The organism is Shewanella submarina, assembly GCF_042646185.1.
Lineage (GTDB): Bacteria > Pseudomonadota > Gammaproteobacteria > Enterobacterales > Shewanellaceae > Shewanella > Shewanella corallii.
The window spans coordinates 1,009,112-1,033,148 of sequence record NZ_JBHRTD010000018.1 but is presented as its reverse complement, the minus strand read 5'-3'; the positions used below and the strand labels follow the sequence as shown (position 1 = coordinate 1,033,148).

The following is a 24,037-nucleotide window of genomic DNA, read 5'->3' as shown; positions in this document are numbered from 1 at the left end:
ATACATCTTCTCCTTAATCAGTAGAGTGAAGTCTTGTTGTCTTCAACGTACTGACGGCTCAGGCGGCCATACATCTTGAAATAGGTCCAGATGGTGTAGCTCAGTACAATGGGCACAAAGATAATCGCTGCCCAGGTCATCACTGTCAGTGTGAGTTGACTGGCAGTGGCATCCCACATGGTCAGGCTCACATTGGGTTCCAGTGATGATGGCATCACGAATGGGAACATGGCTGCGCCACAGGTGAGTATTACCCCGGCAACAGCAAAGGAGCTGAACAGGAACGCAAAGCCGGAACGCTTAACCAGACTGGCCAGAATCACCAACATGGGCATCACCAAACCCAGCACAGGGAACAGCATAGTCGCAGGATAGAGGTCATAGTTTGCCAGCCAGGCACCAGCAACTATCTCGACGGTTTTGGCTGCGGGGTCGGATGCTGCAGCGGTATCAATAACTGAGGTCACGACATAGCCATTCATATGGGACAACCACAAGCCAGCCATAGCAAACAGAATCGCCATCACTACCGCAGCAGCCTGGGCGGCTTTGGCGGCACGCGCCCGCAGATCGCCTTCGGTTTTCATCTGCAACCAGCAGGCACCCTGCATCATAAACATGGACACAGACACCAGGCCGGCAAGAATACCAAAGCCATTGAGCAGGCCCAGCAAATTACCTTCGTAGTAAGCACGCAAGTACTCGTCAAAACGAAACGGCACGCCCTGCAGCAAATTACCGAACGCCACACCGATAATCAGCGGCGGAATAACGCTGCCAAAGAACAGCGCCCAGTCCCAGCTTTTGCGCCACTTTGGATTATCCAGCTTAGAGCGATAATCAAATCCCACCGGGCGCAGGTACAGTGCCAGCAGCACCAGAATCATGGCCACATAGAAGCCGGAGAATGACACAGCATAGACAGTTGGCCAGGCGGCAAACAAGGCGCCACCAGCGGTGATCAACCACACCTGGTTGCCGTCCCAGTGCGGTGCAACAGTATTGATCATCACCCGCCGTTCAGTGTCGTCCCGGCCAAGGACAGGCAGCAAGGCACCTACCCCCATATCGAATCCGTCTGTTACCGCAAAACCGATAAAGAGTACACCGATCAGCGCCCACCAGATGAGCCTTAACGTTTCATAGTCAAACATACTTGTCCCCTATCAAGCTGCCAGCTTTTCAAAGTGGTAACGGCCGGTCTTCAAACTGCTTGGGCCTTTGCGCGCTACATGGAACATAAGGAAGAGTTCAATCACCAGGAATATGGCGTAGAACAGGGTAATGGCACCGATACTGAACCAAAGGTCCGCCACACTCAGACTGGACGCTGAAATGGACGTTGGCAGCACGTTGTAGATGGTCCAGGGTTGGCGGCCAAATTCGGCCAGGAACCAACCACTCTCAATAGCCAGCCAGGGCAAAGGCAAGGCGAACAGGAACAGCTTCAACAAACCGGCTTTCTGCTGCAGTGCAGGCTTAAAGCAGGATGCCAGCGCCAGCAGCATCACCGCCAGCAGCGCCATACCCGCACCAATCATGATACGGAAACTCCAGTACAGAGGTGGCACATCGGGTACCGTATCCTGAGCGGCAGCCTTGATTTGCGCGTCGGTGGCGTTCACCACCTTGTCTGTATAGCGCTTCAGCAGCAGGCCATAACCCAGATCCGACTTCAGGGCATCAAACTGCTGGCGAACTTCAGGTGATTTATTACCATGACGTATCTTCTCCAGCAAACCGTAGGCCTGCATACCATTGCGGATACGCTGCTCATTTTTGACAATCAAGGGCTTGATACCCTCAACCTGAGTATCCAGACTGCGGGTGGCGATAAGACCCAGTGCATAAGGGATTTTTACCGGCATGCTGTTACTCATGGTGTGCTCATCGGGGAAGCCAAACAGCAATAAACCGGCCGGTGCTGGCTCAGTGTGCCATTCCGCCTCCATGGCAGCCAACTTGGTGGGTTGCACTTTACCAATCTCATAACCCGATTCATCGCCCAAAATCAGCGTCATCACAATAGCCGCTGCACCAAAAGCTGCCGCGATGGCGAAAGAACGGCGGGCAAACTCAAGATCACGCTTTTTCAGCAGATAGTATGCGCTGATGGCCAGCACAAACATGGCTCCGGCCACGTAACCAGCCGACACTGTATGAACAAATTTGGTTTGGGCAATGGGGTTAAACAGCACTTCCTTGAAGCTGGTCAGCTCCATGCGCATGGTGTGATCATTGAACACAGCGCCAACAGGGTTTTGCATCCAGCCATTGGCGACCAAAATCCACATCGCAGACAGGTTGGTGCCAACAGCCACCAACCAGGTTACGGCCAGGTGCTGGCGTTTGCTGAATCTGTCCCATCCGAAGAAGAACATCCCCACCATGGTAGATTCAAGGAAGAAGGCCATCAGGGCTTCAATGGCCAGGGGCGCACCAAAGATGTCGCCCACATAGTGGGAATAGTATGACCAGTTGGTACCGAACTGGAACTCCATTGCCAGACCTGTAGTAACACCCAGGGCAAAGTTAATACCAAACAACTTGCCCCAAAAGCGGGTCATATCTTTATAAATTACCTCGCCGGTCATCACGTAAAGGGTTTCCATGATGGCCAACAGGAACACCAATCCAATCGTCAGCGGCACGAACAGGAAATGGTACATGGCAGTCAGCGCAAACTGCAGGCGCGACAAGTCTACAACCTGATCCAGGATCATGTTTCACTCCAGAAATAGCTCTGAGATCCCCATGCGACGACGGGATTCGTCCAACTACAGGGGATAATTAAGAAGCGGTAAGTCCGCGGGAGGATGCGGGAGGCAAAGAGGTTGATCCCCCGAAGTCAGGCTGGAATAACTGTTGATTGAACCGACACACCCTCAGATACAAATTGTCACACCTGATGGCCGGACGATTTGTGACGCAGATCGCTTTGTTAATTTTGAATTGGCAGGCTTGAGTTAAATCGGATTCATCAATGATTACAAAATCAGCAAAAGCAAAAAGCCCCGCATTGCGGGGCTTTTTATCAGGTTATCCTGTTAGTCTTCCAGTTCGGAATCTCTGTCCATGTTTTCGGTAGTTTCAAGCCACAGGGCGTTGATGATACCGAATGAGCAGGCCAGTAATACGCCCAGGATCCAGGTGAAATACCACATACTAATCTTCTCCTTAATCAGTAAAGTGAAGTCTTGTTGTCTTCAATGTACTGACGGTTCAGGCGGCCGTACATCTTGATGTAAGTCCAGATGGTGTAGCTCAGGACGATAGGTACGAAAATAATCGCAGCCCAGGTCATCACTGTCAAAGTCATCTGGCTGGCAGTCGCATCCCACATGGTCAGGCTCACATTCGGCTCCAGAGAAGATGGCATCACGAATGGGAACATAGCTGCACCACAGGTCAGGATCACGCTGGCAATTGCCAGGGAGCTGAACAGGAAGGCAAAGCCAGAGCGGTTCATACGACTGAACAGAGCCACCAGCAGAGGCATAGCCAGACCCAATGCAGGGAACAGCATGGTCACTGGGTACTTGTCATAGTTGGCCATCCAGGCGCCGGAGACCAGCTCAACAGTCTTACCCGCTGGGTTGGATGCTGCAGCAGTGTCAATGGCGGAGGTGATGACGTAACCGTCCATGTTGGACAACCACAGACCTGCGGCACCAAACAGTACCACCAGTGCAACGGCAGCAAACTGAGCCGCCTTGGCAGCGCGGGCACGCAGATCACCTTCAGTCTTCATCTGCAACCAGGTCGCACCCTGCATCATAAACATAGATACAGATACCAGACCGGCCAGCAGACCGTATGGGTTCAACAAACCAAACAGGTTACCTTCATAGAAGGCGCGCAGGTATTCGTCGAAACGGAAAGGCACACCCTGCAGCAGGTTACCAAAAGCCACACCAATAATCAGAGGCGGTACGAAGCTACCGACAAACAGTGCCCAGTCCCAGGTCTTGCGCCATCTTGGATCTTCAATCTTAGAGCGATAGTCAAAGCCAACAGGACGCAGGAACAAGGCAAACAGTACCAGCATCATAGCTACATAGAAGCCAGAGAAAGATACTGCGTACACAGTTGGCCATGCAGCAAACAGTGCACCACCGGCGGTGATCAACCACACCTGGTTGCCGTCCCAGTGAGGGGCAACAGTGTTAATCATAATGCGGCGCTCGGTGTCATCTTTGCCCAGAATTGGCAGCAAAGCACCTACACCCATATCGAAGCCGTCGGTAACCGCAAAGCCGATAAACAATACGCCTACCAGGGCCCACCAGATAAATCTCAGGATTTCATAATCAAACATGGTATTCCCCTATCAAGCTTCCAGCTTCTCAAAGTGGTAACGACCTGTCTTCAGGCTGCTGGGGCCCAGACGTGCAAACTTCAGCATCAGGTACACTTCTACTACCAGCAATACAGTGTAGAAAGCAGTGATAGTGATGATACTGAACCATATGTCGCTGACAGACAGGCTGGAGGCAGACATAAAGGTCGGCAGAACTTCAGAAATGGTCCATGGCTGACGGCCGTATTCGGCAACGAACCAACCACACTCAATAGCGATCCAAGGCAGTGGCAGGCTGAACAGCGCTGCTTTCAGAACCCATGGCTTCTCTTCAATCTTATGACGAGTGCTCTGCCAGAAGGCTGCTGCGAATACGAACAGCATGACAAAGCCCAATGCCACCATGATACGGAAGCTGAAGAACAGAGGTGCTACAGATGGAATAGAAGAACGGGCAGCCGCTTTAATCTGCTCTTCAGTAGCGTCAACCACTTTATCTGTGTATGGCTTCAGCAGCAGACCGTAACCCAGGTCAACCTTAGCCGCTTCGAAAGCTGCACGCAGTTCAGGGGTTTCGTTGCCGGCACGCAGCTGCTCGAGCATAGCGTATGCCTTCATACCGTTACGGATACGGGCTTCGTGCTCAGTAACCAGATCACGGATACCGGTTACCTGCTCATCCAGCGAACGGGTCGCGATGATACCCATTACATAAGGGATCTTGATGGCATAGTCGGTTTCCATGGTTTCATCATTCGGGAAACCAAAGGCAGTAAATGCAGCAGGAGCTGGCTCAGTGTGCCATTCAGCTTCAATCGCAGCCAGTTTCACCTTCTGTACTTCACCGGTTTCATAACCGGATTCGTCACCCAGAACGATTACAGACAGGATAGAGGCCATACCAAAGCTTGCCGCAATAGCGAAAGAGCGACGGGCAAATGGCAGGTCGCGCTTCTTCAGAATGTAGTAAGAGCTGATGGCCAGTACGAACATAGCGCCGGTTACATAACCTGAAGCAACAGTGTGTACAAACTTAACCTGAGCAACCGGGTTGAACAGGACTTCAGCGAAGCTGGTCATCTCCATTCGCATGGTTTCGTAGTTGAATACGCTGCCCACAGGGTTTTGCATCCAACCGTTTGCAACCAGAATCCACAGTGCTGACAGGTTGGTACCCAGAGCAACCAACCAGGTTACCGCCAGGTGCTGACGCTTGCTGAAGCGATCCCAACCGAAGAAGAACATACCCACCATGGTGGATTCAAGGAAGAACGCCATCAGACCTTCAATGGCCAGAGGAGCTCCGAAGATATCACCCACGTAGTGAGAATAGTAAGACCAGTTGGTACCAAACTGGAATTCCATGGCCAGACCTGTAGTCACACCCAGGGCAAAGTTAATACCAAACAGCTTGCCCCAGAATTTGGTCATGTCCTTGTAGATCTGCTTGTTGGTCATCACATACAGTGACTCCATAATTGCAAGCAGGAAGGCCATGCCCAGAGTGAGAGGTACAAACAGGAAGTGATACATAGCTGTCAGCGCAAATTGAAAGCGCGATAGCTCGACAACCTCTTCAACAATCATCAGTCTCTCCTTACTTGGTACTTAACACCGGTATGTAGCCGGTGCGAACCTTTGTAAGATGGTTAAATTTTTCATTTCGTTTACCTAGACCAAGGCAAACGTCCCTTTATTTTCCCAGTTTGCCAGACTGAGGGGGAAGATCCCCGAAATTTGGTCAATTCCCGGCCTTTTTGCGACAAAGGTCACAAATTGTTGCAAATCGGCGACCAAGAACACACCAAGAAATCACCCAAACACCAACAAACACATATATTTCAATTACTTAGAAATGCACAAGTTTGTTGATTTACCTCAATTTTATACCACCTGCATTTGATGCAAATCAATCAAACTCAGTAGCTTGAATGGTTTTTGCGGGTAAGTGCACACTTCAACAGCCAACACAGTTGTCGACAGTCAAAAATCATGGTAGGGAATCTCTCCTGAACCCGCAAAATAGTCAGTTAATGACATTAATATGTCGATTTACCGAAAAACCTAAACAATCACATTATTTAACATTTAAATTACTATATAATCTAACTCAAAATCACTTAAAACAAATACCCAGTCCAGTACAAAACCATTTATAACAAGCATTTATACAAATAGAGCCAAGAGGTACAGAAAATAAACCAATAACTTTTTCTAATGTGAAAATACATTTTTTCTAGTTTGATCGTTTTTCACACTGTGGCTACTATATGCCTCGTGTTAAGGAGACGCTTGAATACACCCGCAGTAAACAAGTGGTGTATTTGCTCCGCGCACCAATCATCGAATTTGTGTGGAGATATTTGCTATGAAAAAGTTTTTTGAACGTCTGGTTAACTCTTACAAGCCTGTATTTACTGAACTTTTCAAATCGCGTGAGTTCTAATTCAGGTAAAGACAATTTGCTGTTTCTTGAGTTTTGTTAGCGCAAAACGGGCCCGGTATCAGTTTCTGAAACCGGGCTTTTTTCTTTCTGTTTCGGATAAGAAATTTAACTGCCAAAACCCGCAATTTGTAGAGACTCACTCTAACACCTATCGTTTGGCAACATTTACTTTACTTTCGTCATAACTGATAAAGCCAGCCCCCATCTGCTCAGGCCTCTGGCTATCGATAACTCACTACCAATCAAATTATCTCTTCTCCATACCAGCCCCCAACAGCCTTGAAAGCGACCAGAATCAGGTGTTTCTAAATTATTGATACGGCGCTGCTGAGATTTTGGGGCAATAAAAAAGCAGCCCTGAGGCTGCTTTCATCTATGCAGTGACAACCGGTTTTTAGCCCAGCTTCACTCTGGCATTGCGGAACATACGCATCCAGGGGCTGTCTTCACCCCACTCATCCGGATGCCAGGAATTGGCCACAGTACGGAACACACGCTCAGGGTGCGGCATCATCAGGGTGACACGGCCATCCAGGGTAGTGATACCGGTAATACCGTTAGGCGAACCATTGGGGTTCAGCGGGTACTGCTCGGCCACCTTGCCGTTACCATCCACATAACGCAGCGACACAGTGCCGGAAGCCTCTGCTGCAGCCAGCGCCTCGGGAGACGCAAACTCCGCCCTGCCCTCACCATGGGATACCGCGATTGGCATGCGGGAGCCAGCCATACCTTCGAAGAACAGAGATGGGCTCTGCTGTACCTCTACCAGAGAGAAGCGGGCTTCGAAGCGCTCAGAACGGTTGCGAACGAAATGTGGCCAGTGCTCAGTGCCGGGAATAATGGACTTGAGGTTGGACAGCATCTGACAGCCGTTACATACACCCAGAGCAAAGCTGTCGCCGCGCTCGAAGAAACGACTGAACTCCTGACGTGCCAGTTCATTAAACAGAATAGACTTGGCCCAACCTTCACCCGCGCCCAGTACGTCACCGTAGGAGAAGCCACCACAGGCCACCAGCCCCTGGAATCCTTCCAGACTGACACGACCGGACAGAATATCCGACATATGCACGTCACGGGATTCAAAGCCGGCGCGATCAAATGCCGCCGCCATCTCCAGATGAGAGTTCACACCCTGCTCGCGCAAAATCGCCATTTTCGGCGCAGCGCCCTTAAGGATATAAGGTGCGGCCACGTCTTCAGCCACGTCATAGCTGAGATCAACTGTCAGGCCGGGGTTATTGATATCCAGCTTGAGCGCGAATTCCTCTTTGGCGCACTCTGGGTTATCACGCATCGCCTGCATACGGTAAGTGGTCTCAGACCACAGCTTACGCAGCTCAATCAAAGGCTCGGTCAGCACTTCACGTTCGCCGTCGTACACTGACAGTTGCATGTCATCTGCCAGGTTACCTATCAGGTGGCAGCTGACGCCCACATCTTCAAAGCGGCTGATAATGTCCTGCGCATCAGAGGCGGGGATCTGCAGCACGCCACCCAACTCTTCGTTGAACAGACGGGAGACATCATCCCCTTCTATGCCACCCAGATTAATATGCAAACCTGTGTTACCGGCAAACGCCATCTCCGCCAGAGTCGCCAACAAACCACCGTCACTGCGGTCGTGGTAAGCAATCACTTGCTTATCGGCCACCAGCTGCTGGGTCACATCGAAGAAACCTTTAAGGTTGGCAGGCTTGTCCAGATCCGGTGCAGCATCACCCAACTCACCGAACACCTGAGCCAGACATGAGCCACCCAGACGCTGCTTGCCATCGGCAAGATCCACCAGCAGCAGCGCAGTCGCGCCTTTATCTGAGCGCAGCTCTGGGGTCACTGTATTGCGGATATCACGTACCACACCAAAGGCAGAGATCACCAAAGAAAGAGGCGCAGTGACGCTCTTGTCTTCACCGTTATCCTGCCAGGCGGTTCTCATGGACATGGAGTCCTTACCCACAGGAATGGTCAGACCAAGTTCAGGACACAGCTCCTCACCCACAGCTTTAACTGCTTCGTACAGACCGGCATCTTCACCCGGGTGACCGGCTGCCGCCATCCAGTTGGCAGACAGCTTGATACGCTTCATATCGCCGATATCAGCGCCGGCAATATTCATAATGGACTCGGCCACCGCCATACGGGCAGACGCGCCGAAATCGAGCAGCGCCAATGGCGTACGCTCACCCATAGACATGGCTTCACCGGCGTAGGAGTCAAAACTGGCCGCAGTCACAGCACAGTCGGCCACAGGTACCTGCCATGGCCCCACCATCTGGTCACGGTTAACCAGACCAGTTACCGTACGGTCACCAATGGTGATAAGGAAGGTTTTGTCGGCCACAGTCGGCAGACTCAGTACCCGGGATACTGCTTCTTTCACGCTAATCGCAGCAGTATCCAGTGCCTTACCTTCAGCCTTGAGTGTCTCGGCTTCACGGCTCATCTTGGGCGCTTTGCCCAGCAGTACTTCCAAAGGCAGATCTATGGGTTGATTGTCGAAGTGCTCATCGTTCAGCAGCAGGTGCTCCTGCTCTGTGGCTTCGCCCACTACCGCAAACGGTGCACGCTCACGCTCACAGATGGCGGCAAAGGTATCCAGGTCTTCAGCCGCTACAGACAACACATAGCGTTCCTGAGATTCGTTACACCAGATCTCCAGAGGGCTCATGCCCGGCTCGTCAGACAGCACGTTACGCAATTCAAACTTACCGCCACGGCCACCGTCACTCACCAGCTCAGGCAAGGCATTGGACAGGCCACCGGCACCCACATCGTGGATAAACTGGATCGGGTTGTCATCGCCCATCTGCCAGCAGCGGTCGATCACTTCCTGACAACGACGTTCCATCTCAGGGTTTTCACGCTGCACTGAGGCGAAGTCCAGATCTTCACTGGACTGGCCGGATGCCATAGAGGAGGCAGCGCCGCCGCCCAGACCTATGTTCATGGCTGGGCCACCCAGTACAATCAGCTTGGCACCTATGGTGATTTCGCCTTTCTGTACGTGGTCTTCACGGATATTACCCAGGCCACCGGCCAACATAATCGGCTTGTGGTAACCACGAACCTCAACGCCATTGTGGCTGGCGACCTGCTGCTCATAGGTACGGAAATAACCCAGTAGCGCAGGACGACCAAATTCATTGTTAAAAGCTGCACCGCCCAGTGGGCCATCCAGCATGATATCCAGCGCGGATACGATACGCTCCGGCTTGCCATAATCTCCTTCCCATGGCTGCACAAAGCCAGGGATCTTGAGGTTGGATACCGAGAAGCCTGTCAGACCCGCTTTGGGCTTGGAGCCACGTCCGGTTGCGCCCTCATCACGGATCTCACCGCCACTGCCGGTCGCTGCGCCCGGGTATGGGCTGATAGCCGTTGGGTGGTTATGGGTTTCCACCTTCATCAGCACATGCATAGGCTCTGAGTGGTAACGGTACACACCGTCGGAATCAGGGAAGAAACGACCTGCCACTGAGCCTTCCATTACCGCGGCGTTATCCTTGTATGCCGACAGCACATGCTCCGGGGTGGTTTCAAAGGTGTTTTTGATCATCTTGAACAGCGACTTGGGCTGCACTTCGCCATCTATGGTCCAGTCAGCGTTGAAGATCTTGTGGCGACAATGCTCTGAGTTGGCCTGGGCAAACATCATCAGCTCAATGTCGTTGGGGTTACGGCCCAGACGGACAAAGTTCTCTACCAGATAGTCGATCTCATCTTCTGCCAGCGCCAGCCCCATTTCGGTATTGGCAGTCACCAGAGCGCGACGCCCTTCACCCAGCACATTCACGCTGCGAAGTATGCCAGGCTCAGTGTGAGCAAACAGCATGGAAGCCTGCTCAAATTCACCCAATACCACTTCCATCATACGGTCATGGATAAGCGCCTTAACTCCGGCCAGTTGGGCCTGGGTCAGCTCACCCTCAACATAATAAGCAATACCCCGCTCCAGACGCTGAACTTTGTTCAGGCCGCAGTTATGGGCGATATCAGTTGCTTTGGAGGACCAGGGGGAGATGGTGCCGGGGCGAGGGGTGACGAAGAACAGGGTGCCGCTGGGGGCGTGGGATTCCATGGCTGGGCCATAGGTGAGGATTTTGGCAAGCTGCTGAGATTCGTTTTCATCCAGTGGCTCACTTAACTCAGCAAGATGTATGTACTCGGCATAAATCTCACTGACCGGAAGGGACTCACTGCTAAACGCTGCCAGCAGTTTCTGCACCCGGAACGACGATAGTGCAGGGGCTCCGCGGATGATCTCCATCACGTCTATTCACCTTTTTATATTATTGGATAACAGGGTAAGAGGAGGCGGTATTATAGGAAAAAGTGGCTCACAAATCATCAAATTGGCTTGGTGAAACCGCCCTGATTTGTGCTATAAACGCGCCTCATCGCCGAAAACATTTTCCCTGTAATCAAACGATGGAATACCGGGTCAGTGATCCCGGGACTCACCGTTCGGCTTATTGCATTTTTCAACCGCTGTCGCATTATTGTTCACTATGACATTCAAACGCCTGTTGGCGGTTCTGTTGTTTCTGCCTTTATTCTCAGGCTGCGAACCAGAGCCGGTAGAATCTCCTGCTCCGACCGAGCGCAGCGTGCTGCGGGTGGGGACTCTCTATGGCCCGCAGATATATGTCAGCACAGGTCAGGGACTCAGCGGCTTCGACTATGAGATGGCTGACAAATTCTCCCAGTACCTGAATAAGCCTCTCAAGATGATTCCCTACAACACTATCGGGGAGCTTTATCAGGCGCTGGAAAAAGAAGATATCGACATCATCGCTGCCGGGATGACAGATACCCTCGCCCGCCGGGAGCAGTTTCGTATGGGACCGCCCCTGTACCAGGTGGACCAGGTACTGGTCTACAAAGAGGGTAACAAGCCAGGTAAAAATCTTAATGAGTTGGGTCCAGGCCTCACCATTCTGGCAGACTCAGCCTTTGTCGATACCATGATGGCATTGAGGCAGGATAACCCTGAGCTCAACTGGCAGCAGGTGGCAGACAAAGACAGTGAAGAGCTGCTGGAGATGGTTGCCAGTGGCGAGATTGCCTATACAGTTGCAGATTCCTCAGCACTGCAGATCAATCGCAGGTTTCTGCCTGAACTGCGTATCGCTCAGGTCTTGCAGGAAGAGCAAAACGTGGTTTGGCTGCTGTCAGCCCGAAATTCAGACCGGATGATGAGTGAGTTACTGGCTTTCTGGGATTCAGAACGCAGAAACGGCACCCTGGATGAATTGAATGAAAAGTACTTTGGTCATGTGCAGCGCTTTGACTACGTAGATACCCGGGCCTTTATTCGTGCTGTGGACAGCAAGCTACCCAGATACCGCCCCTGGTTTGAACAATACTCAGGTGAACTGGACTGGCGCAAACTGGCCGCGACCGCCTACCAGGAGTCCCACTGGAACCCCCATGCCCGCTCGCCAACCGGGGTACGGGGTTTGATGATGCTGACCTTGCCTACCGCCAAACAGATGGGCATCAGCAACCGCCTCGACCCTGAGCAAAGTATTCGTGGTGGTGCCAAGTACCTGAGCAATATATTGACCCGTTTGCCCGCTTCCATACCTGAAGATCAGCGTATGTGGTTTGCTCTCGCCTCCTACAACATAGGTATGGGGCATGTTGAGGACGCCCGTAAACTGGCGCAATCAATGGGCTATAACCCCAGCAGCTGGGGCGACGTCAAGCAGGTGTTACCTCTGCTGCAAAAGCGCAAATATTACAGCAAAACCCGCTACGGCTATGCCAGAGGCAGTGAAGCTGCTCACTATGTGGATAATATCCGCCGCTACTACGATACCCTGGTATGGCTGGACCATCAGGCTCAGACGGAAGCTGCCAAGGCGGTAGCCAAAGAGGATAAAGCCACAGAGATACCGGGAGAGGAGGCTGTTACAGCACCACAGTAATTTCTCTCCCTGAGCCGGCCAAAGATAGCCGGGCAAGCCTATGAAAAATTAGTGATATTTCCCACCACATTCATATTTCTTTCATCAGAGATTGTGATACTGTCGAAATACATGGAGATCAGCGGGCGACCTGCCCGCCGCAAACAGTGATTCAGCAATGGAGAACTGTGAGGAAGAAGTATGAAACGAAAAATGATGAATAACGCAGCGGCCCGTCGCCGTACTCTTCAAAAGGCCCGTCATCAGCGTATGCTGCACCGCCAAAAACAATTTTTCACCTTTATCCAACTGCGCAACAGCTAGGCTCTGCTGACGTTATTATCAGCCGTTGGCCTGCTGATTTTTGGCTGCCTGCTTCAGGGCTTTCTTTTCCGCGCGGCGACGCTTGAAAAAATCACTCAGCATTGCTGCGCATTCCTGCTCTCTCACGCCGGAAGTGACTGACACCTGGTGGTTGAAGGCTGAGTTATTCAACAGGTCCACCACTGAACCCGCCGCACCGGTTTTGGCATCCCGGGCGCCAAACACCACACGCTTGATACGACTGTGAACCATGGCTCCTGCGCACATGGAGCAAGGTTCCAGGGTGACATACAAGGTGGCATCCAGCATACGATAGTTTTGTATCACCTGGCCCGCCTGCCGCAAACACTGCATCTCAGCGTGAGCACTGGGGTCATGTTGTCCGATACTGAAATTGAAACCGGCAGCCAGCAGTTGATTATCTTTAACCAAAACGGCACCGACGGGTACTTCCCCGCGAGCCTCGGCCTTGGCTGCCATTTCCAGCGCCAAACCCATCCAATGATTATCCTGTTCTGCCTGCATCAATTGCGCCCTATTCAATATTCAGACACGGAGTATATCAAGTTGCCAATGTCGGTCACACTGGTAACTTCTCCCGCCTGAACTAAACTTGGAAAATGATACCCAAATCTTCCTCTCTTTGGTTCATCAACTGGCCTCTGGCCCTTATCGGGATAACCTTTGCCTGGCTGCTGATACTGCTCGCCAATCATACATTGGTGCTGCCGCATTCGGGCACTCAGCTCACACTCGACGCTATTCCTGTTGTCGCCTGGCTGGGCATGACCCTGTTGATAAACCGGCCCAATCTGGGCGCCGTCAGTTTCTGGCTTGGAGCCGGTTTCAGCATGCTTTATCTCGGTGCGCTAATCCAGTTAAGTGGCCACCTCACCCAGGTCATCACCTCTGGTTGGCTGGAGCGGGTACCGGATGCCCTTGGCTGCCTGTTTCTGACCATAGGCCTTATCCGCTGTATCCACCAACTGAATGATCAGAACCAGCTGATGAGTCACCTGGCAACCGGTACGCCTCTGGCAAGTCTGGCCAACAGCCGTAACTTCTATCAACACACACCCAATGTCACCCGGGAACGCAGAGCCGCTCTGCTGATGATCTCTGTCGATGATTTTCAGCAACTCTGCCAACAACAGGGTCAGGCCTGCTGCGACTATCAATTGGTGAAGCTGGCAGAGTTGATCGGAGGATCAATCCGCAAGCATGACAGGGTTGTGCGCTGGGGAGGCGAAGAGTTTGTGCTTGAACTGGGCGGCGCTGACATGAATACCGCCAGAGTCAAAGCCGAACATTTGCGTATGATGATTGCCGAACACGCTTTTGGCTTTGCAGGCTTGTCGTTGCGACTGACGGCCAGCATAGGTATCGCGGAGTATGATGGCCTGCTGGCCAACCGGAAACTGGCAATATTGTCAGCCAAAGAGGTGATGCAACAATGCGCCGCCCTCGGCGGTAATAAAGTGATGGTGTTCGAGCCTGAACCCAGGGTGCAGGATACAGAGCAAACAGAATTGCCGGATGCTGCTAATGACCCTGAAAGTCGATCCAGCGGCAAACCCCATTAATCAAACTTCAGACAGTAAAAAAGCGACCCGGGGGTCGCTTTTTCAGTTGCGGTTCAAGTCGGGATTATTCCCACTCGATGGTCGCAGGTGGCTTACCTGAAATATCGTAAACCACACGGGAGATACCGTTAACTTCATTGATGATGCGGTTGGATACGCGGCCAAGGAAGTCATATGGCAGGTGCGCCCAGTGAGCAGTCATAAAGTCGATGGTTTCAACGGCACGCAGGGACACAACCCAATCGTACTTACGGCCATCGCCCATTACGCCTACAGAGCGAACCGGCAGGAACACGGTAAATGCCTGAGAAACCTTGTTGTACAGGTCAGCTCTGTGCAGTTCTTCAATGAAGATAGCATCGGCGCGACGCAGCAGGTCACAGTACTCTTTCTTGATTTCGCCCAGAACACGCACGCCCAGACCAGGGCCAGGGAACGGGTGACGGAACAGCATGTCGTATGGCAGACCCAGTTCCAGACCGATCTTGCGAACTTCATCTTTAAACAGTTCACGCAGCGGCTCAACCAGCCCCAGCTCCATATCTTCAGGCAGACCACCTACGTTATGGTGAGACTTGATCACATGGGCTTTACCGGTAGCAGAGCCAGCAGATTCAATCACATCTGGGTAGATGGTGCCCTGCGCCAGCCACTTGGCGTTAACACGCTTGGAAGCTTCTTCGTCGAAGATTTCCACGAACACGCGGCCGATAATCTTACGCTTGGCTTCTGGATCGTTTTCGCCTTTCAGGGCTTCCAGGAAGCGACCTTCAGCGTCAACATGGATGATGTTCAAACCGAAGTGGTTGCCGAACATATCCATTACCTGCTGTGCTTCGTTCAGGCGCAGCAGACCATTGTCTACGAATACACAGGTCAGCTTGTCGCCAATGGCGCGGTGCAGCAGCATCGCAGTTACAGAGGAATCTACACCACCGGACAGACCCAGGATAACTTCCTGATCGCCTACCTGCTGTTTGATGCGCTCTACTGCGTCTTCAATAATAGAAGCAGGCTGCCACTTGGCTTCACACTCACAGATGTTCAGCGCGAAGTGCTCCAGCATACGCAGGCCCTGACGGGTGTGAGTCACTTCAGGGTGGAACTGCACGCCATAGAAGCGCTTCTCTTCATTGGCCATGGCTGCAAATGGGCAGGTTTCTGTCTTGGCAACCTGTACAAATCCTTCCGGGATTTCGGCAACTTTGTCGCCGTGGCTCATCCATACATCCAACAGTGGGTTACCTGACTCACTGATGCCGTCTTCAATCAGGCTGAACAGTGCAGATTCTGCCAGAACTTCTACCTGAGCGTAGCCGAATTCGCCTTCGCCCACGCCCTGAATCACTTTACCACCCAGCTGCTCAGACATGGTCTGCATGCCGTAGCAGATGCCCAGTACAGGAACACCGGCGGTAAACACATACTCAGGTGCGCGTGGAGAAGCTTCAGCGGTCACACTCTCAGGGCCGCCGGCCAGAATGATACCGTTTGGGGCAAACTCACGGATCTGCTCTTCAGTGACATCCCACGCCCACAGTTCGCAGTAAACACCAATTTCGCGGATACGACGGGCGATCAGTTGGGTGTACTGAGAGCCGAAGTCAAGGATGAGTATCTTGTGCTCATGAATGTTGTTCATGGAAAACCTTCATCAAATATTATCAGTTACCTTTTACAAGGCTTTTTTATTAAGGGCGTCCATTTGGACGCCCTCGAATCTCTTAGCCGCGGCTGCGGTAGTTAGGTGCTTCTTTGGTGATGGTCACGTCGTGAACGTGAGATTCGCCCATACCCGCAGCAGTCACTTTTACGAACTCAGCCTTGGTGTTCAATTCTTCGATAGTGGCACAGCCAGTCAGACCCATACATGAACGCAGGCCGCCCATGTGCTGGTGAATGATCTCTTTCAGCTTGCCCTTATATGGTACGCGACCTTCGATACCTTCTGGAACCAATTTGTCTGCTGCATTATCGGTTTGGAAGTACCTGTCTGACGAACCTTGTGACATAGCTCCCAAAGAGCCCATGCCGCGGTATGATTTGTAAGCACGACCCTGATACAGCTCAACTTCACCAGGAGCTTCATCGGTACCGGCAAACATAGAACCGGCCATAATACAGGAAGCACCTGCAGCCAGCGCTTTAGCCAGGTCACCTGAGTAACGGATACCGCCATCGGCGATAACAGGCACACCGGTACCCGCCAGGGCTTCAACCGCGTCAGATACTGCAGTGATTTGAGGAACACCCACACCGGTAACGATACGGGTAGTACAGATAGAGCCAGGACCAATACCCACTTTAACGGCATTCACACCGGCATCAACCAGCGCCAGTGCGCCTTCGGCAGTGGCTACGTTACCGCCAATGATTTGCAGATCTGGGTACTTGGCACGGGTTTCACGGATACGTTGCAGAACACCTTCTGAGTGACCGTGGGAGGAGTCGATCAGCAGTACGTCAACACCGGCTTTAACCAGTGCATCTACACGCTCTTCGTTACCGGCACCAGCACCAACAGCAGCACCAACGCGCAGACGACCAAACTCATCTTTACAGGCGTTTGGCTTGCGTTCTGCCTTTTCGAAGTCTTTTACAGTAATCAGACCGGTCAGCTTGAAGCTGTCGTCAACCACCAGGATCTTCTCGATACGGTTGGCGTGCATCAGGCGCTGAACTTCTTCACGGGCTGTGCCTTCCTTAACAGTCACCAGACGCTCTTTTGGAGTCATCATCTCAGACACTGTCTTGGTCCAGTCAGTGTTAAAGCGCACGTCACGACCAGTGATGATACCCACCAGCTCGTTGGCAGCATTGACGACAGGATAACCGGCAAAGCCGTTCTTGGCGGTCAGTTCACGCAGCTCAGCCAGACTGGTTTCAGGGGTCACAGTTACTGGCTGCGCCACCACACCGGCTTCGTAGATTTTCACCAGGCGAACTTCTTCAGCCTGTTTCTCAATACTCATGTTCTTGTGAATAAAACCAACGCCGCCTTCCTGAGCCATTGCAATAGCCAGACGAGCTTCGGTCACTGTGTCCATGGCAGCAGACACCAGGGGCATATTCAGTTCGATGGTTTTGGTCAGACGGGTTTTGAGATTGGCGGTATTAGGGAGAACGGTCGAGTGAGCAGGGACGAGTAGAACATCGTCAAAGGTAAGAGCTTCTTTTTTTAATCGTAGCATGGCAACATCTCCCCATTTACATGGATTTACGAAGGTGAAATATTGCGGCGGCATTATACCTTGCGTCTTTCACTTGGTAAATGGAAAATTGTAAAAATCGGATGTTTTAGCGGGAAAGGCCATGCAAGTCCCTAAAAATAATATTTATACTGTCTCCCGTCTTAATGGTGAGGTGAGAAAACTGTTGGAAGGTGAGCTGGGTAAAATCTGGCTCAGTGGTGAAATTTCCAACTTTGCTGCGCCTGGTTCAGGTCACTGGTACCTGACACTGAAAGACAGCCATTCACAAATTCGTTGCGCCATGTTCAAGGGGCGTAACCAGAGCGTCACATTTCGCCCTGCCAATGGTCAGCAGGTATTGGTGCGCGCTGCCATCAGTGTGTATGAACCCAGAGGCGACTATCAGCTGATCATCGAGTCTATGCTGCCCGCCGGTGACGGCATGCTGGCTCAGCAATACGAAGCGCTGAAAATGCAGTTGGCCGCTCAGGGGCTGTTTACCCAGGACACCAAGCGGCCACTACCGGAGAATATTCAGCGTATTGGAGTGATCACCTCGCCTACTGGCGCAGCTATTCGCGATGTATTGCATGTACTTGAGCGTCGTGACCCATCCATTGAAGTGGTGATTTACCCGGCTCAGGTGCAGGGGGAAGCGGCAACCCAAACCATTATCAATGCCCTGGATATGGCCAATCACAGACTGGAAGTGGATGTGCTGCTGCTGACCCGTGGCGGTGGTTCACTGGAAGATCTCTGGTGCTTTAACTCTGAGAATCTGGCCCATGCCATCTATAACTCTGCCCTGCCTGTGGTCAGCGCCGTAGGTCACGAGGTGGATACTACCATTGCCGATTATGTAGCAGACGTGCGAGCCCCTACTCCTTCTGCCGGGGCTGAACTGTTGTCCAAAGACAAAGGCAACAAGCTGCAAAAACTGGCGGTGGCATACAGTCGTCTGGAAAGTGGCTGGAATCATTACCAGCTCAAGGCCGAACGCAAACACAGCCAGTTGCAGCACAGGCTGGCGCAACAAGATCCGGTAAGGTCTCTGCAGCAACTGGCGCAAAGATTCGATGAGATGCAACTCAGGTTGGAGTCGGCACTGGAACGCAGACTCAGCCATTTGTCCATGCAGCAACAGCGCCTGACAGCCCGGCTACAACAGCAGTCTCCGGGACACAGAGTCGCCGCAGAGCAAAATCGCTTGAGTTATTTAAGCAAGAGCCTGGATGAAGCAATGACCTACCGACTGGAGAAAGCGTCAGAGCGTCTGCAAAAAAATGCCGGATTACTGGGTAGTGTCAGTCCGCTGGCAACCTTGAGTCGCGGCTACAGTATCAGTTCGGCGGATGGCAAAGTGCTGCACACTGCACAAGAGGTCAAGCCGGGTGATGAGCTCACCACCAGACTGAGCGAAGGTGAATTGGTATCGACAGTGACTCAGGTTAAGCCCCGGACTGAGTGCTAATTTGAACTGCCGGGCGATCTGGCCCTGAATACACAAAAGGAGACGCAAGGTCTCCTTTTTGTTTAATCAGCGGATTGGTATTAATCCCAGAGCGCTTCACGAAAGTGGTTGCGGCACACTGACTCATAGCTTTCATTGCCACCGATAGCGACCTGCTCGCCCTCTTTCATGGCATTACCGTTGCCATCCAGACGCAGCACCATATTGGCTTTACGGCCACAGTGACAGATGGTTTTCAATTCAACCAACTTATCGGCCCAGGCCAGCAGATATTGGCTGCCCAGGAAGAGCTCGCCCTGGAAATCGGTGCGCAAACCATAGCAAAGCACCGGAATGTCCATCTTATCCACCACATAAGCCAGTTGCTTAACCTGCTCTTTGCTGAGGAACTGACATTCGTCCACCAGTACACAATGCAAAGTTTGTGCTGCATGGGAGCTGGCTATCATGTCGACCAGATTGTCACTTGCACCAAAAACCTGAGCATCAGATTCGATACCGATCCGGGATGCAACTTTGCCTACGCCATATCTGTCATCGATAGAAGCTGTCATCACCAGCGTATTCATACCGCGTTCACGGTAGTTGTAGGATGACTGCAATAAAGAAGTCGACTTACCGGCATTCATCGCCGAGTAGTAGAAATAAAGCTGCGCCAAAATCAGGTCCCCAATTAAATGTACCGGCGAATATTACCATTCCAGCCAGCCGCGTACACCTATAAAAAAGCGCGGCACTCCGGCCGCGCTGTAAAGTCAGTTTTGCGTTGTTATCAACGACTGCCCGCTTTTATCTTGAGGTAAATAACACTCAGGACAAACAGCACGCTACAGGTTGCCAGACCCGCCCATACCGACTCGGTAAAGCCCATCACGACATAACCGGCCAAACTCAGCAAAGCAACAATCACGGCGTATGGCAGCTGGGTGACCACATGGTCGATATGTGGGCAGCTGGCACCGGTAGAGGACAGAATCGTGGTATCTGAAATAGGTGAGCAGTGGTCACCAAATACTGCACCGGCCAGAACAGAAGCCAACATTGGCAGCATCATGGCAGAGTGACTGCCCATGGCCATATCTGCAGCAATTGGCAACATAATGCCGAAGGTACCCCAACTGGTTCCGGTCGCAAACGCAGTCAGACCAGCCAGAATAAACATTACCGCAGGCAGAAGTGCGAATGGGATATTGCCGGTGGCCAGACTGGCCATAAACTTACCGGTTTCCAGTTGGCCAATCACTGCGGCTATGGTCCAGGCAAACAGCAGGATCCAGATAGCAGGCAGCATGGACTTGGCTCCAGCGGTAATGCCCTGCAGGATCAGTTTTTTCTCAACACCCTGCTTGAGCACCATAGCCAGCGTCATGGCCAGGCCCACCAGAGCACCAAAGAACAGTGACTGACTGACGTCGGTATTTTCAAACGCTTTAATCAGGTCGAAAGCCAGGCCTTTCTCTTCCAACTTAGCGGCACCGCTGGACACCATAAAGTACACAGTGGCAACGACCAGAGTACCGATAGGCAGGAAGAGACCGGCAATCTTGCCTGTGTCAGCTTCCGGCAGATCCGCATCAGCCCCCGGAGGCGTTTTGGCAGGGTCCCACAACTCCCCCTTCTGAGCGTTCTGCTCATGGGTACGCATTGGCCCCACATCCAGTCCAAACAGCGCCACACAGATCAGCAGCAAGAGTGCGAAAATGGCATAGAAGTTCATCGGAATCATTTCGATGAACACATTCAGGTGACCCATTTCACTCATGCCATGGGTCGCCAGAATGCCACCAATCAAGGCAATGATGTATGCACCCCAGCTTGATACCGGTGAGATCACGCATACAGGCGCAGCAGTAGAATCCAGCAAATAGGCTAACTTGGCACGGGAGATATAGTATCTGTCGGTCAAAGGGCGACTTACACTGCCCACGACCAGAGAGTTGAAATAGTCATCAATAAAGACCACACAACCCAGGAAAATAGTCAGCAGCTTGGCATCACGTTTACAGCGAATACGCTGACGGGCCCACTCAGCAAACGCGCGGGCGGCACCACTGACGGTGATCAGCGCGGTGATCATGCCCAGCAGTACAAGGAATCCGAGAATATAGACGTTCCAGCTGTTCAGTGCGCCATCGGCCCAAAACAGTTTTACGGCACGGTCGCCTAAATAGGATGCAGTGTTAGCGACATTAAAATCAGTCAGCAACAGGCTGCCCAATAAAATACCCACTCCAAGAGATAACAATACCCGGCGCGTTAATATCGCCAGTACGATAGCTACCACAGGCGGCAACAAAGATAACGCCGAATCGGCATAACTGATGACTGTCATAATTGTTATATTTTCTTTCGTTGTTGAATACGACGAATGGAGAACACTGAAGGAATGGGATAAGTCACGGCCACGTACAGAAAGTACGCGGAATGAAGAGCACCTGTCCTGTCAGTAGCGCTCCATAGTAACCTCTTCCCATCATCCCGGTGGGAAATACTATGGCAGTGCTGCTCCTTTCGGAAACAGCCCCAGCGACTGGCCGCGATATGCTCAATCACTTCGGCGTCAACTCCTTTCCCGAAAGATTACAGGCATCACCCTAGCAATCGGTACTGATAGTTAACGCTCCTCTACTTAAGAACACCTGGATTTCAGGCGTGAATGAGATAAAACCATAAGCGGCCGGGATATTGTAATCCCAAAGCCGCTTATCGTGACCGAGTTCACAGATTAAATCAACTTGGTCAGTGCAGGCACAGCCTCAAACAGGTCAGCTGTCAGGCCGTAATCTGCCACCTGGAAGATAGGCGCATCAGGGTCCTTGTTGATCGCCACGATCACCTTGGAATCCTTCATACCTGCCAGGTGTTGGATGGCACCGGAAATCCCGACGGCGATATACAGCTCAGGTGCAACAATCTTACCTGTCTGACCAACCTGCAGGTCATTCGGTACAAAGCCTGCGTCAACAGCGGCACGGGAAGCACCAACAGCTGCCCCCATCTTATCTGCCAGAGCTTCCAGCAGTTCAAAGTTCTCGCCACTGCCCATACCCCGGCCACCGGAAATAATCACACCGGCACTGCCCAGTTCAGGACGCTCTGATTCAGTCAGGGCTTGAGACACAAACTCAGTGGAAGCTTCATGAACACTACCAACAGCAACAAGCTCAGCAGCGCCGTCGTTGCCTGCGGCATCAAATGCGCTTGGACGAACAGTCATCACTTTCTTGTCATCCAGGCTCTGAACTGTGGCCATAGCGTTACCCGCGTAAACAGGGCGCACAAAGGTGTCGGCATCAACCACTTCAACAACATCAGACAGCTGAGCGACATCCAACAGAGCTGCTACACGTGGCAACAGGTCTTTGCCCTGGCTGCTTGCCGGGGCCAGAATATGGCTGTAATCACCGGCGACCTCGACCACCAGCTTGGACAGGTTTTGGGCCAGGTGAGCACTGTATACCGCGTTGTCAGCCAGCAGGACTTTAGCCACACCGCTCAGGGTCTTGGCTTCCTCGGCTACCGCAGCGCAATCACTGCCAGCAACCAGCAGGTGAATATCGCCACCAATTTGTGACGCAGCATTAATGACCTTGGCAGTTTCAGGCTTCAGGCTGGCATTATCATGCTCTGCAATTACTAGAATCGTCATTTAGATCACCTTCGCTTCGTTCTTCAACTTCTCAACCAGAGCTTCCACAGAGTCCAACATCACACCGGCTTCACGGGCTGCAGGAGGGGTCACCTTAAGCACTTTCTGGTGGGACTTGAGGGTCACACCCAGCTCTTCCACTGTCAGCACATCCAGCGGCTTACGCTTGGCCTTCATAATATCCGGCAGCTTGGCATAACGAGGTTCGTTCAAGCGCAGATCCGCAGTCACGACAGCTGGCAAAGGCATGGACAGAGTTTGCAGACCACCATCCACTTCACGGGTAACGGTCAGCTTGTCGCCTTCTACTTTCACTTCAGAGGCGAAGGTCGCCTGAGGAGCATCCATCAAAGCTGCCAACATCTGGCCCGTCTGGTTGTTATCTCCATCGATGGACTGCTTGCCCAGGATAATCAAACCCGCCTGCTCTTTGTCCTGAACGGCTTTCAGAAGTTTGGCAATAGACAGTGGCTCCAGCGCTGCATCGGTTTCAACCTGAATACCGCGGTCGGCACCCAGTGCCATAGAGGTACGCAGTTGCTCCTGAGCAGACTTGTTGCCCACAGTCACTACTACAACTTCAGTGGCGATACCGGCTTCTTTCAGTCGGACCGCTTCTTCTACTGCAATTTCACAAAATGGGTTCAACGCCATTTTCAGGTTAGCTGTCTCAACATCGGATTGATCAGACTTAACCCGAACTTTGACATTGGCATCTACGACACGTTTTACCGGCACCAATACTTTCATGGGTTTCCTTCCTAGGCCTCTTATTTCACTGTAAAAAGCAACCAAACGAACGCTTGCTTTTACGGTTGCACTGGCACACCAGCACAGATGTTACGCCACTTTACTTATTGTTTACGTTTACGTCAACTAGACGCGTTTGACTTATTATAGTCGCGATTGCTCCTTTCCGTCAGACACGGGAGTCGCGGGATAAACATGCAATAAACAGAGATAAGCTCCACTGAATTTGCCGCTAATAAGTCGAGGGCAGAAAGTGGAAACAAGACAGTAAGGCAAACTCAAGCTGCGGGATAATTCTTCAACCACACATTATATAGAAAGGCTTTTATATAAGCAGAACACGCCACTCCCCCTGACTGCCAATAAAGCACTTAGGTGCCACATCTATCCCTTTTGTCTTCATTTGTG

The 24,037-nt window shown here is 52.0% G+C and carries 17 protein-coding genes and 1 riboswitch; of the genes, 4 read left to right on the top strand and 13 right to left on the bottom strand.

Annotated features, from left to right (window positions below):
• Positions 1-17: 17 nt before the first annotated feature.
• The 6 genes from cydB (ACFOE0_RS21615) to purL all read right to left on the bottom strand — a co-directional run bounded on the left by cydB (ACFOE0_RS21615) (position 18) and on the right by purL (position 11,019).
• Complete coding sequence (cydB, locus tag ACFOE0_RS21615) at positions 18-1,154, bottom strand: cytochrome d ubiquinol oxidase subunit II (RefSeq protein WP_248934599.1); 1,137 nt, start codon at positions 1,152-1,154, stop codon at positions 18-20.
• Positions 1,155-1,166: 12 nt separating this feature from the next.
• A complete protein-coding gene (locus tag ACFOE0_RS21610) occupies positions 1,167-2,723 on the bottom strand; it encodes a cytochrome ubiquinol oxidase subunit I (RefSeq protein ID WP_248934598.1) in 1,557 nt (518 codons plus the stop codon).
• A gap of 324 nt (positions 2,724-3,047) precedes the next feature.
• The gene (cydX, locus tag ACFOE0_RS21605; protein ID WP_115135060.1) at positions 3,048-3,164 is read right to left on the bottom strand and encodes a cytochrome bd-I oxidase subunit CydX; all 117 of its coding nucleotides are present in this window, start codon (positions 3,162-3,164) and stop codon (positions 3,048-3,050) included.
• Positions 3,165-3,181: 17 nt separating this feature from the next.
• Positions 3,182-4,318, bottom strand: coding sequence for a cytochrome d ubiquinol oxidase subunit II (gene cydB, locus ACFOE0_RS21600; RefSeq protein ID WP_248934597.1), 1,137 nt, complete (start codon positions 4,316-4,318; stop codon positions 3,182-3,184).
• A gap of 12 nt (positions 4,319-4,330) precedes the next feature.
• The gene (locus ACFOE0_RS21595) at positions 4,331-5,887 is read right to left on the bottom strand and encodes a cytochrome ubiquinol oxidase subunit I (protein WP_115135064.1); all 1,557 of its coding nucleotides are present in this window, start codon (positions 5,885-5,887) and stop codon (positions 4,331-4,333) included.
• Between the two features lie 1,253 nt (positions 5,888-7,140).
• Positions 7,141-11,019, bottom strand: a complete 3,879-nt coding sequence (purL, locus tag ACFOE0_RS21590; RefSeq protein ID WP_248934596.1) for a phosphoribosylformylglycinamidine synthase — start codon at positions 11,017-11,019, stop codon at positions 7,141-7,143.
• 241 nt (positions 11,020-11,260) lie between these two features.
• On the opposite strand from purL, the gene mltF reads away from it, so the two are divergent.
• Together mltF and ACFOE0_RS21580 are read left to right on the top strand one after the other, a co-directional pair.
• Positions 11,261-12,682, top strand: a complete 1,422-nt coding sequence (mltF, locus tag ACFOE0_RS21585; protein WP_248934595.1) for a membrane-bound lytic murein transglycosylase MltF — start codon at positions 11,261-11,263, stop codon at positions 12,680-12,682.
• A gap of 180 nt (positions 12,683-12,862) precedes the next feature.
• Positions 12,863-12,985 carry a hypothetical protein gene (locus ACFOE0_RS21580; protein WP_283106315.1) on the top strand — a complete coding sequence of 41 codons (123 nt, stop codon included), beginning with the start codon at positions 12,863-12,865 and terminating at the stop codon, positions 12,983-12,985.
• 18 nt (positions 12,986-13,003) lie between these two features.
• On the opposite strand, the gene tadA is transcribed toward ACFOE0_RS21580, so the two are convergent.
• Positions 13,004-13,510, bottom strand: coding sequence for a tRNA adenosine(34) deaminase TadA (gene tadA / locus ACFOE0_RS21575; protein WP_248934594.1), 507 nt, complete (start codon positions 13,508-13,510; stop codon positions 13,004-13,006).
• Positions 13,511-13,605: 95 nt separating this feature from the next.
• Between tadA and ACFOE0_RS21570 the strand changes: the two genes are divergently transcribed.
• Entirely contained in the window at positions 13,606-14,568 is a 963-nt protein-coding gene (locus ACFOE0_RS21570; protein WP_248934593.1) for a GGDEF domain-containing protein, read from the top strand.
• 64 nt (positions 14,569-14,632) lie between these two features.
• On the opposite strand, the gene guaA is transcribed toward ACFOE0_RS21570, so the two are convergent.
• Both guaA and guaB read right to left on the bottom strand, forming a co-directional pair.
• Positions 14,633-16,210, bottom strand: coding sequence for a glutamine-hydrolyzing GMP synthase (gene guaA, locus ACFOE0_RS21565; RefSeq protein WP_248934592.1), 1,578 nt, complete (start codon positions 16,208-16,210; stop codon positions 14,633-14,635).
• Between the two features lie 82 nt (positions 16,211-16,292).
• The gene (guaB, locus tag ACFOE0_RS21560) at positions 16,293-17,759 is read right to left on the bottom strand and encodes an IMP dehydrogenase (protein ID WP_248934591.1); all 1,467 of its coding nucleotides are present in this window, start codon (positions 17,757-17,759) and stop codon (positions 16,293-16,295) included.
• A gap of 121 nt (positions 17,760-17,880) precedes the next feature.
• Between guaB and xseA the strand changes: the two genes are divergently transcribed.
• Positions 17,881-19,230, top strand: a complete 1,350-nt coding sequence (xseA, locus tag ACFOE0_RS21555) for an exodeoxyribonuclease VII large subunit (RefSeq protein ID WP_248934590.1) — start codon at positions 17,881-17,883, stop codon at positions 19,228-19,230.
• An 80-nt stretch (positions 19,231-19,310) separates the two neighbouring features.
• Here xseA and ACFOE0_RS21550 read toward each other — a convergent pair whose 3' ends face one another.
• The 4 genes from ACFOE0_RS21550 to ACFOE0_RS21535 all read right to left on the bottom strand — a co-directional run bounded on the left by ACFOE0_RS21550 (position 19,311) and on the right by ACFOE0_RS21535 (position 23,629).
• Positions 19,311-19,889, bottom strand: coding sequence for a thymidine kinase (locus tag ACFOE0_RS21550; RefSeq protein ID WP_248934589.1), 579 nt, complete (start codon positions 19,887-19,889; stop codon positions 19,311-19,313).
• 113 nt (positions 19,890-20,002) lie between these two features.
• The gene (locus ACFOE0_RS21545) at positions 20,003-21,562 is read right to left on the bottom strand and encodes a Na+/H+ antiporter NhaC family protein (RefSeq protein ID WP_248934588.1); all 1,560 of its coding nucleotides are present in this window, start codon (positions 21,560-21,562) and stop codon (positions 20,003-20,005) included.
• Positions 21,563-21,669: 107 nt separating this feature from the next.
• A riboswitch (Lysine riboswitch) is annotated at positions 21,670-21,866 on the bottom strand.
• A gap of 89 nt (positions 21,867-21,955) precedes the next feature.
• Entirely contained in the window at positions 21,956-22,879 is a 924-nt protein-coding gene (locus tag ACFOE0_RS21540) for an electron transfer flavoprotein subunit alpha/FixB family protein (protein WP_248934587.1), read from the bottom strand.
• Entirely contained in the window at positions 22,880-23,629 is a 750-nt protein-coding gene (locus ACFOE0_RS21535; RefSeq protein WP_115135090.1) for an electron transfer flavoprotein subunit beta/FixA family protein, read from the bottom strand.
• Positions 23,630-24,037: the final 408 nt, after the last annotated feature.

What these genes read in the sequence shown, in the direction of transcription:
- cydB (WP_248934599.1), bottom strand. Translation starts at nt 1,154, where the DNA reads ATGTTTGACTATGAAACGTTAAGGCTCATCTGGTGGGCGCTGATCGGT.
- ACFOE0_RS21610 (WP_248934598.1), bottom strand. Translation starts at nt 2,723, where the DNA reads ATGATCCTGGATCAGGTTGTAGACTTGTCGCGCCTGCAGTTTGCGCTG.
- cydX (WP_115135060.1), bottom strand. Translation starts at nt 3,164, where the DNA reads ATGTGGTATTTCACCTGGATCCTGGGCGTATTACTGGCCTGCTCATTC.
- cydB (WP_248934597.1), bottom strand. Translation starts at nt 4,318, where the DNA reads ATGTTTGATTATGAAATCCTGAGATTTATCTGGTGGGCCCTGGTAGGC.
- ACFOE0_RS21595 (WP_115135064.1), bottom strand. Translation starts at nt 5,887, where the DNA reads ATGATTGTTGAAGAGGTTGTCGAGCTATCGCGCTTTCAATTTGCGCTG.
- purL (WP_248934596.1), bottom strand. Translation starts at nt 11,019, where the DNA reads ATGGAGATCATCCGCGGAGCCCCTGCACTATCGTCGTTCCGGGTGCAG.
- mltF (WP_248934595.1), top strand. Translation starts at nt 11,261, where the DNA reads ATGACATTCAAACGCCTGTTGGCGGTTCTGTTGTTTCTGCCTTTATTC.
- ACFOE0_RS21580 (WP_283106315.1), top strand. Translation starts at nt 12,863, where the DNA reads ATGAAACGAAAAATGATGAATAACGCAGCGGCCCGTCGCCGTACTCTT.
- tadA (WP_248934594.1), bottom strand. Translation starts at nt 13,510, where the DNA reads ATGCAGGCAGAACAGGATAATCATTGGATGGGTTTGGCGCTGGAAATG.
- ACFOE0_RS21570 (WP_248934593.1), top strand. Translation starts at nt 13,606, where the DNA reads ATGATACCCAAATCTTCCTCTCTTTGGTTCATCAACTGGCCTCTGGCC.
- guaA (WP_248934592.1), bottom strand. Translation starts at nt 16,210, where the DNA reads ATGAACAACATTCATGAGCACAAGATACTCATCCTTGACTTCGGCTCT.
- guaB (WP_248934591.1), bottom strand. Translation starts at nt 17,759, where the DNA reads ATGCTACGATTAAAAAAAGAAGCTCTTACCTTTGACGATGTTCTACTC.
- xseA (WP_248934590.1), top strand. Translation starts at nt 17,881, where the DNA reads ATGCAAGTCCCTAAAAATAATATTTATACTGTCTCCCGTCTTAATGGT.
- ACFOE0_RS21545 (WP_248934588.1), bottom strand. Translation starts at nt 21,562, where the DNA reads ATGACAGTCATCAGTTATGCCGATTCGGCGTTATCTTTGTTGCCGCCT.
- ACFOE0_RS21540 (WP_248934587.1), bottom strand. Translation starts at nt 22,879, where the DNA reads ATGACGATTCTAGTAATTGCAGAGCATGATAATGCCAGCCTGAAGCCT.
- ACFOE0_RS21535 (WP_115135090.1), bottom strand. Translation starts at nt 23,629, where the DNA reads ATGAAAGTATTGGTGCCGGTAAAACGTGTCGTAGATGCCAATGTCAAA.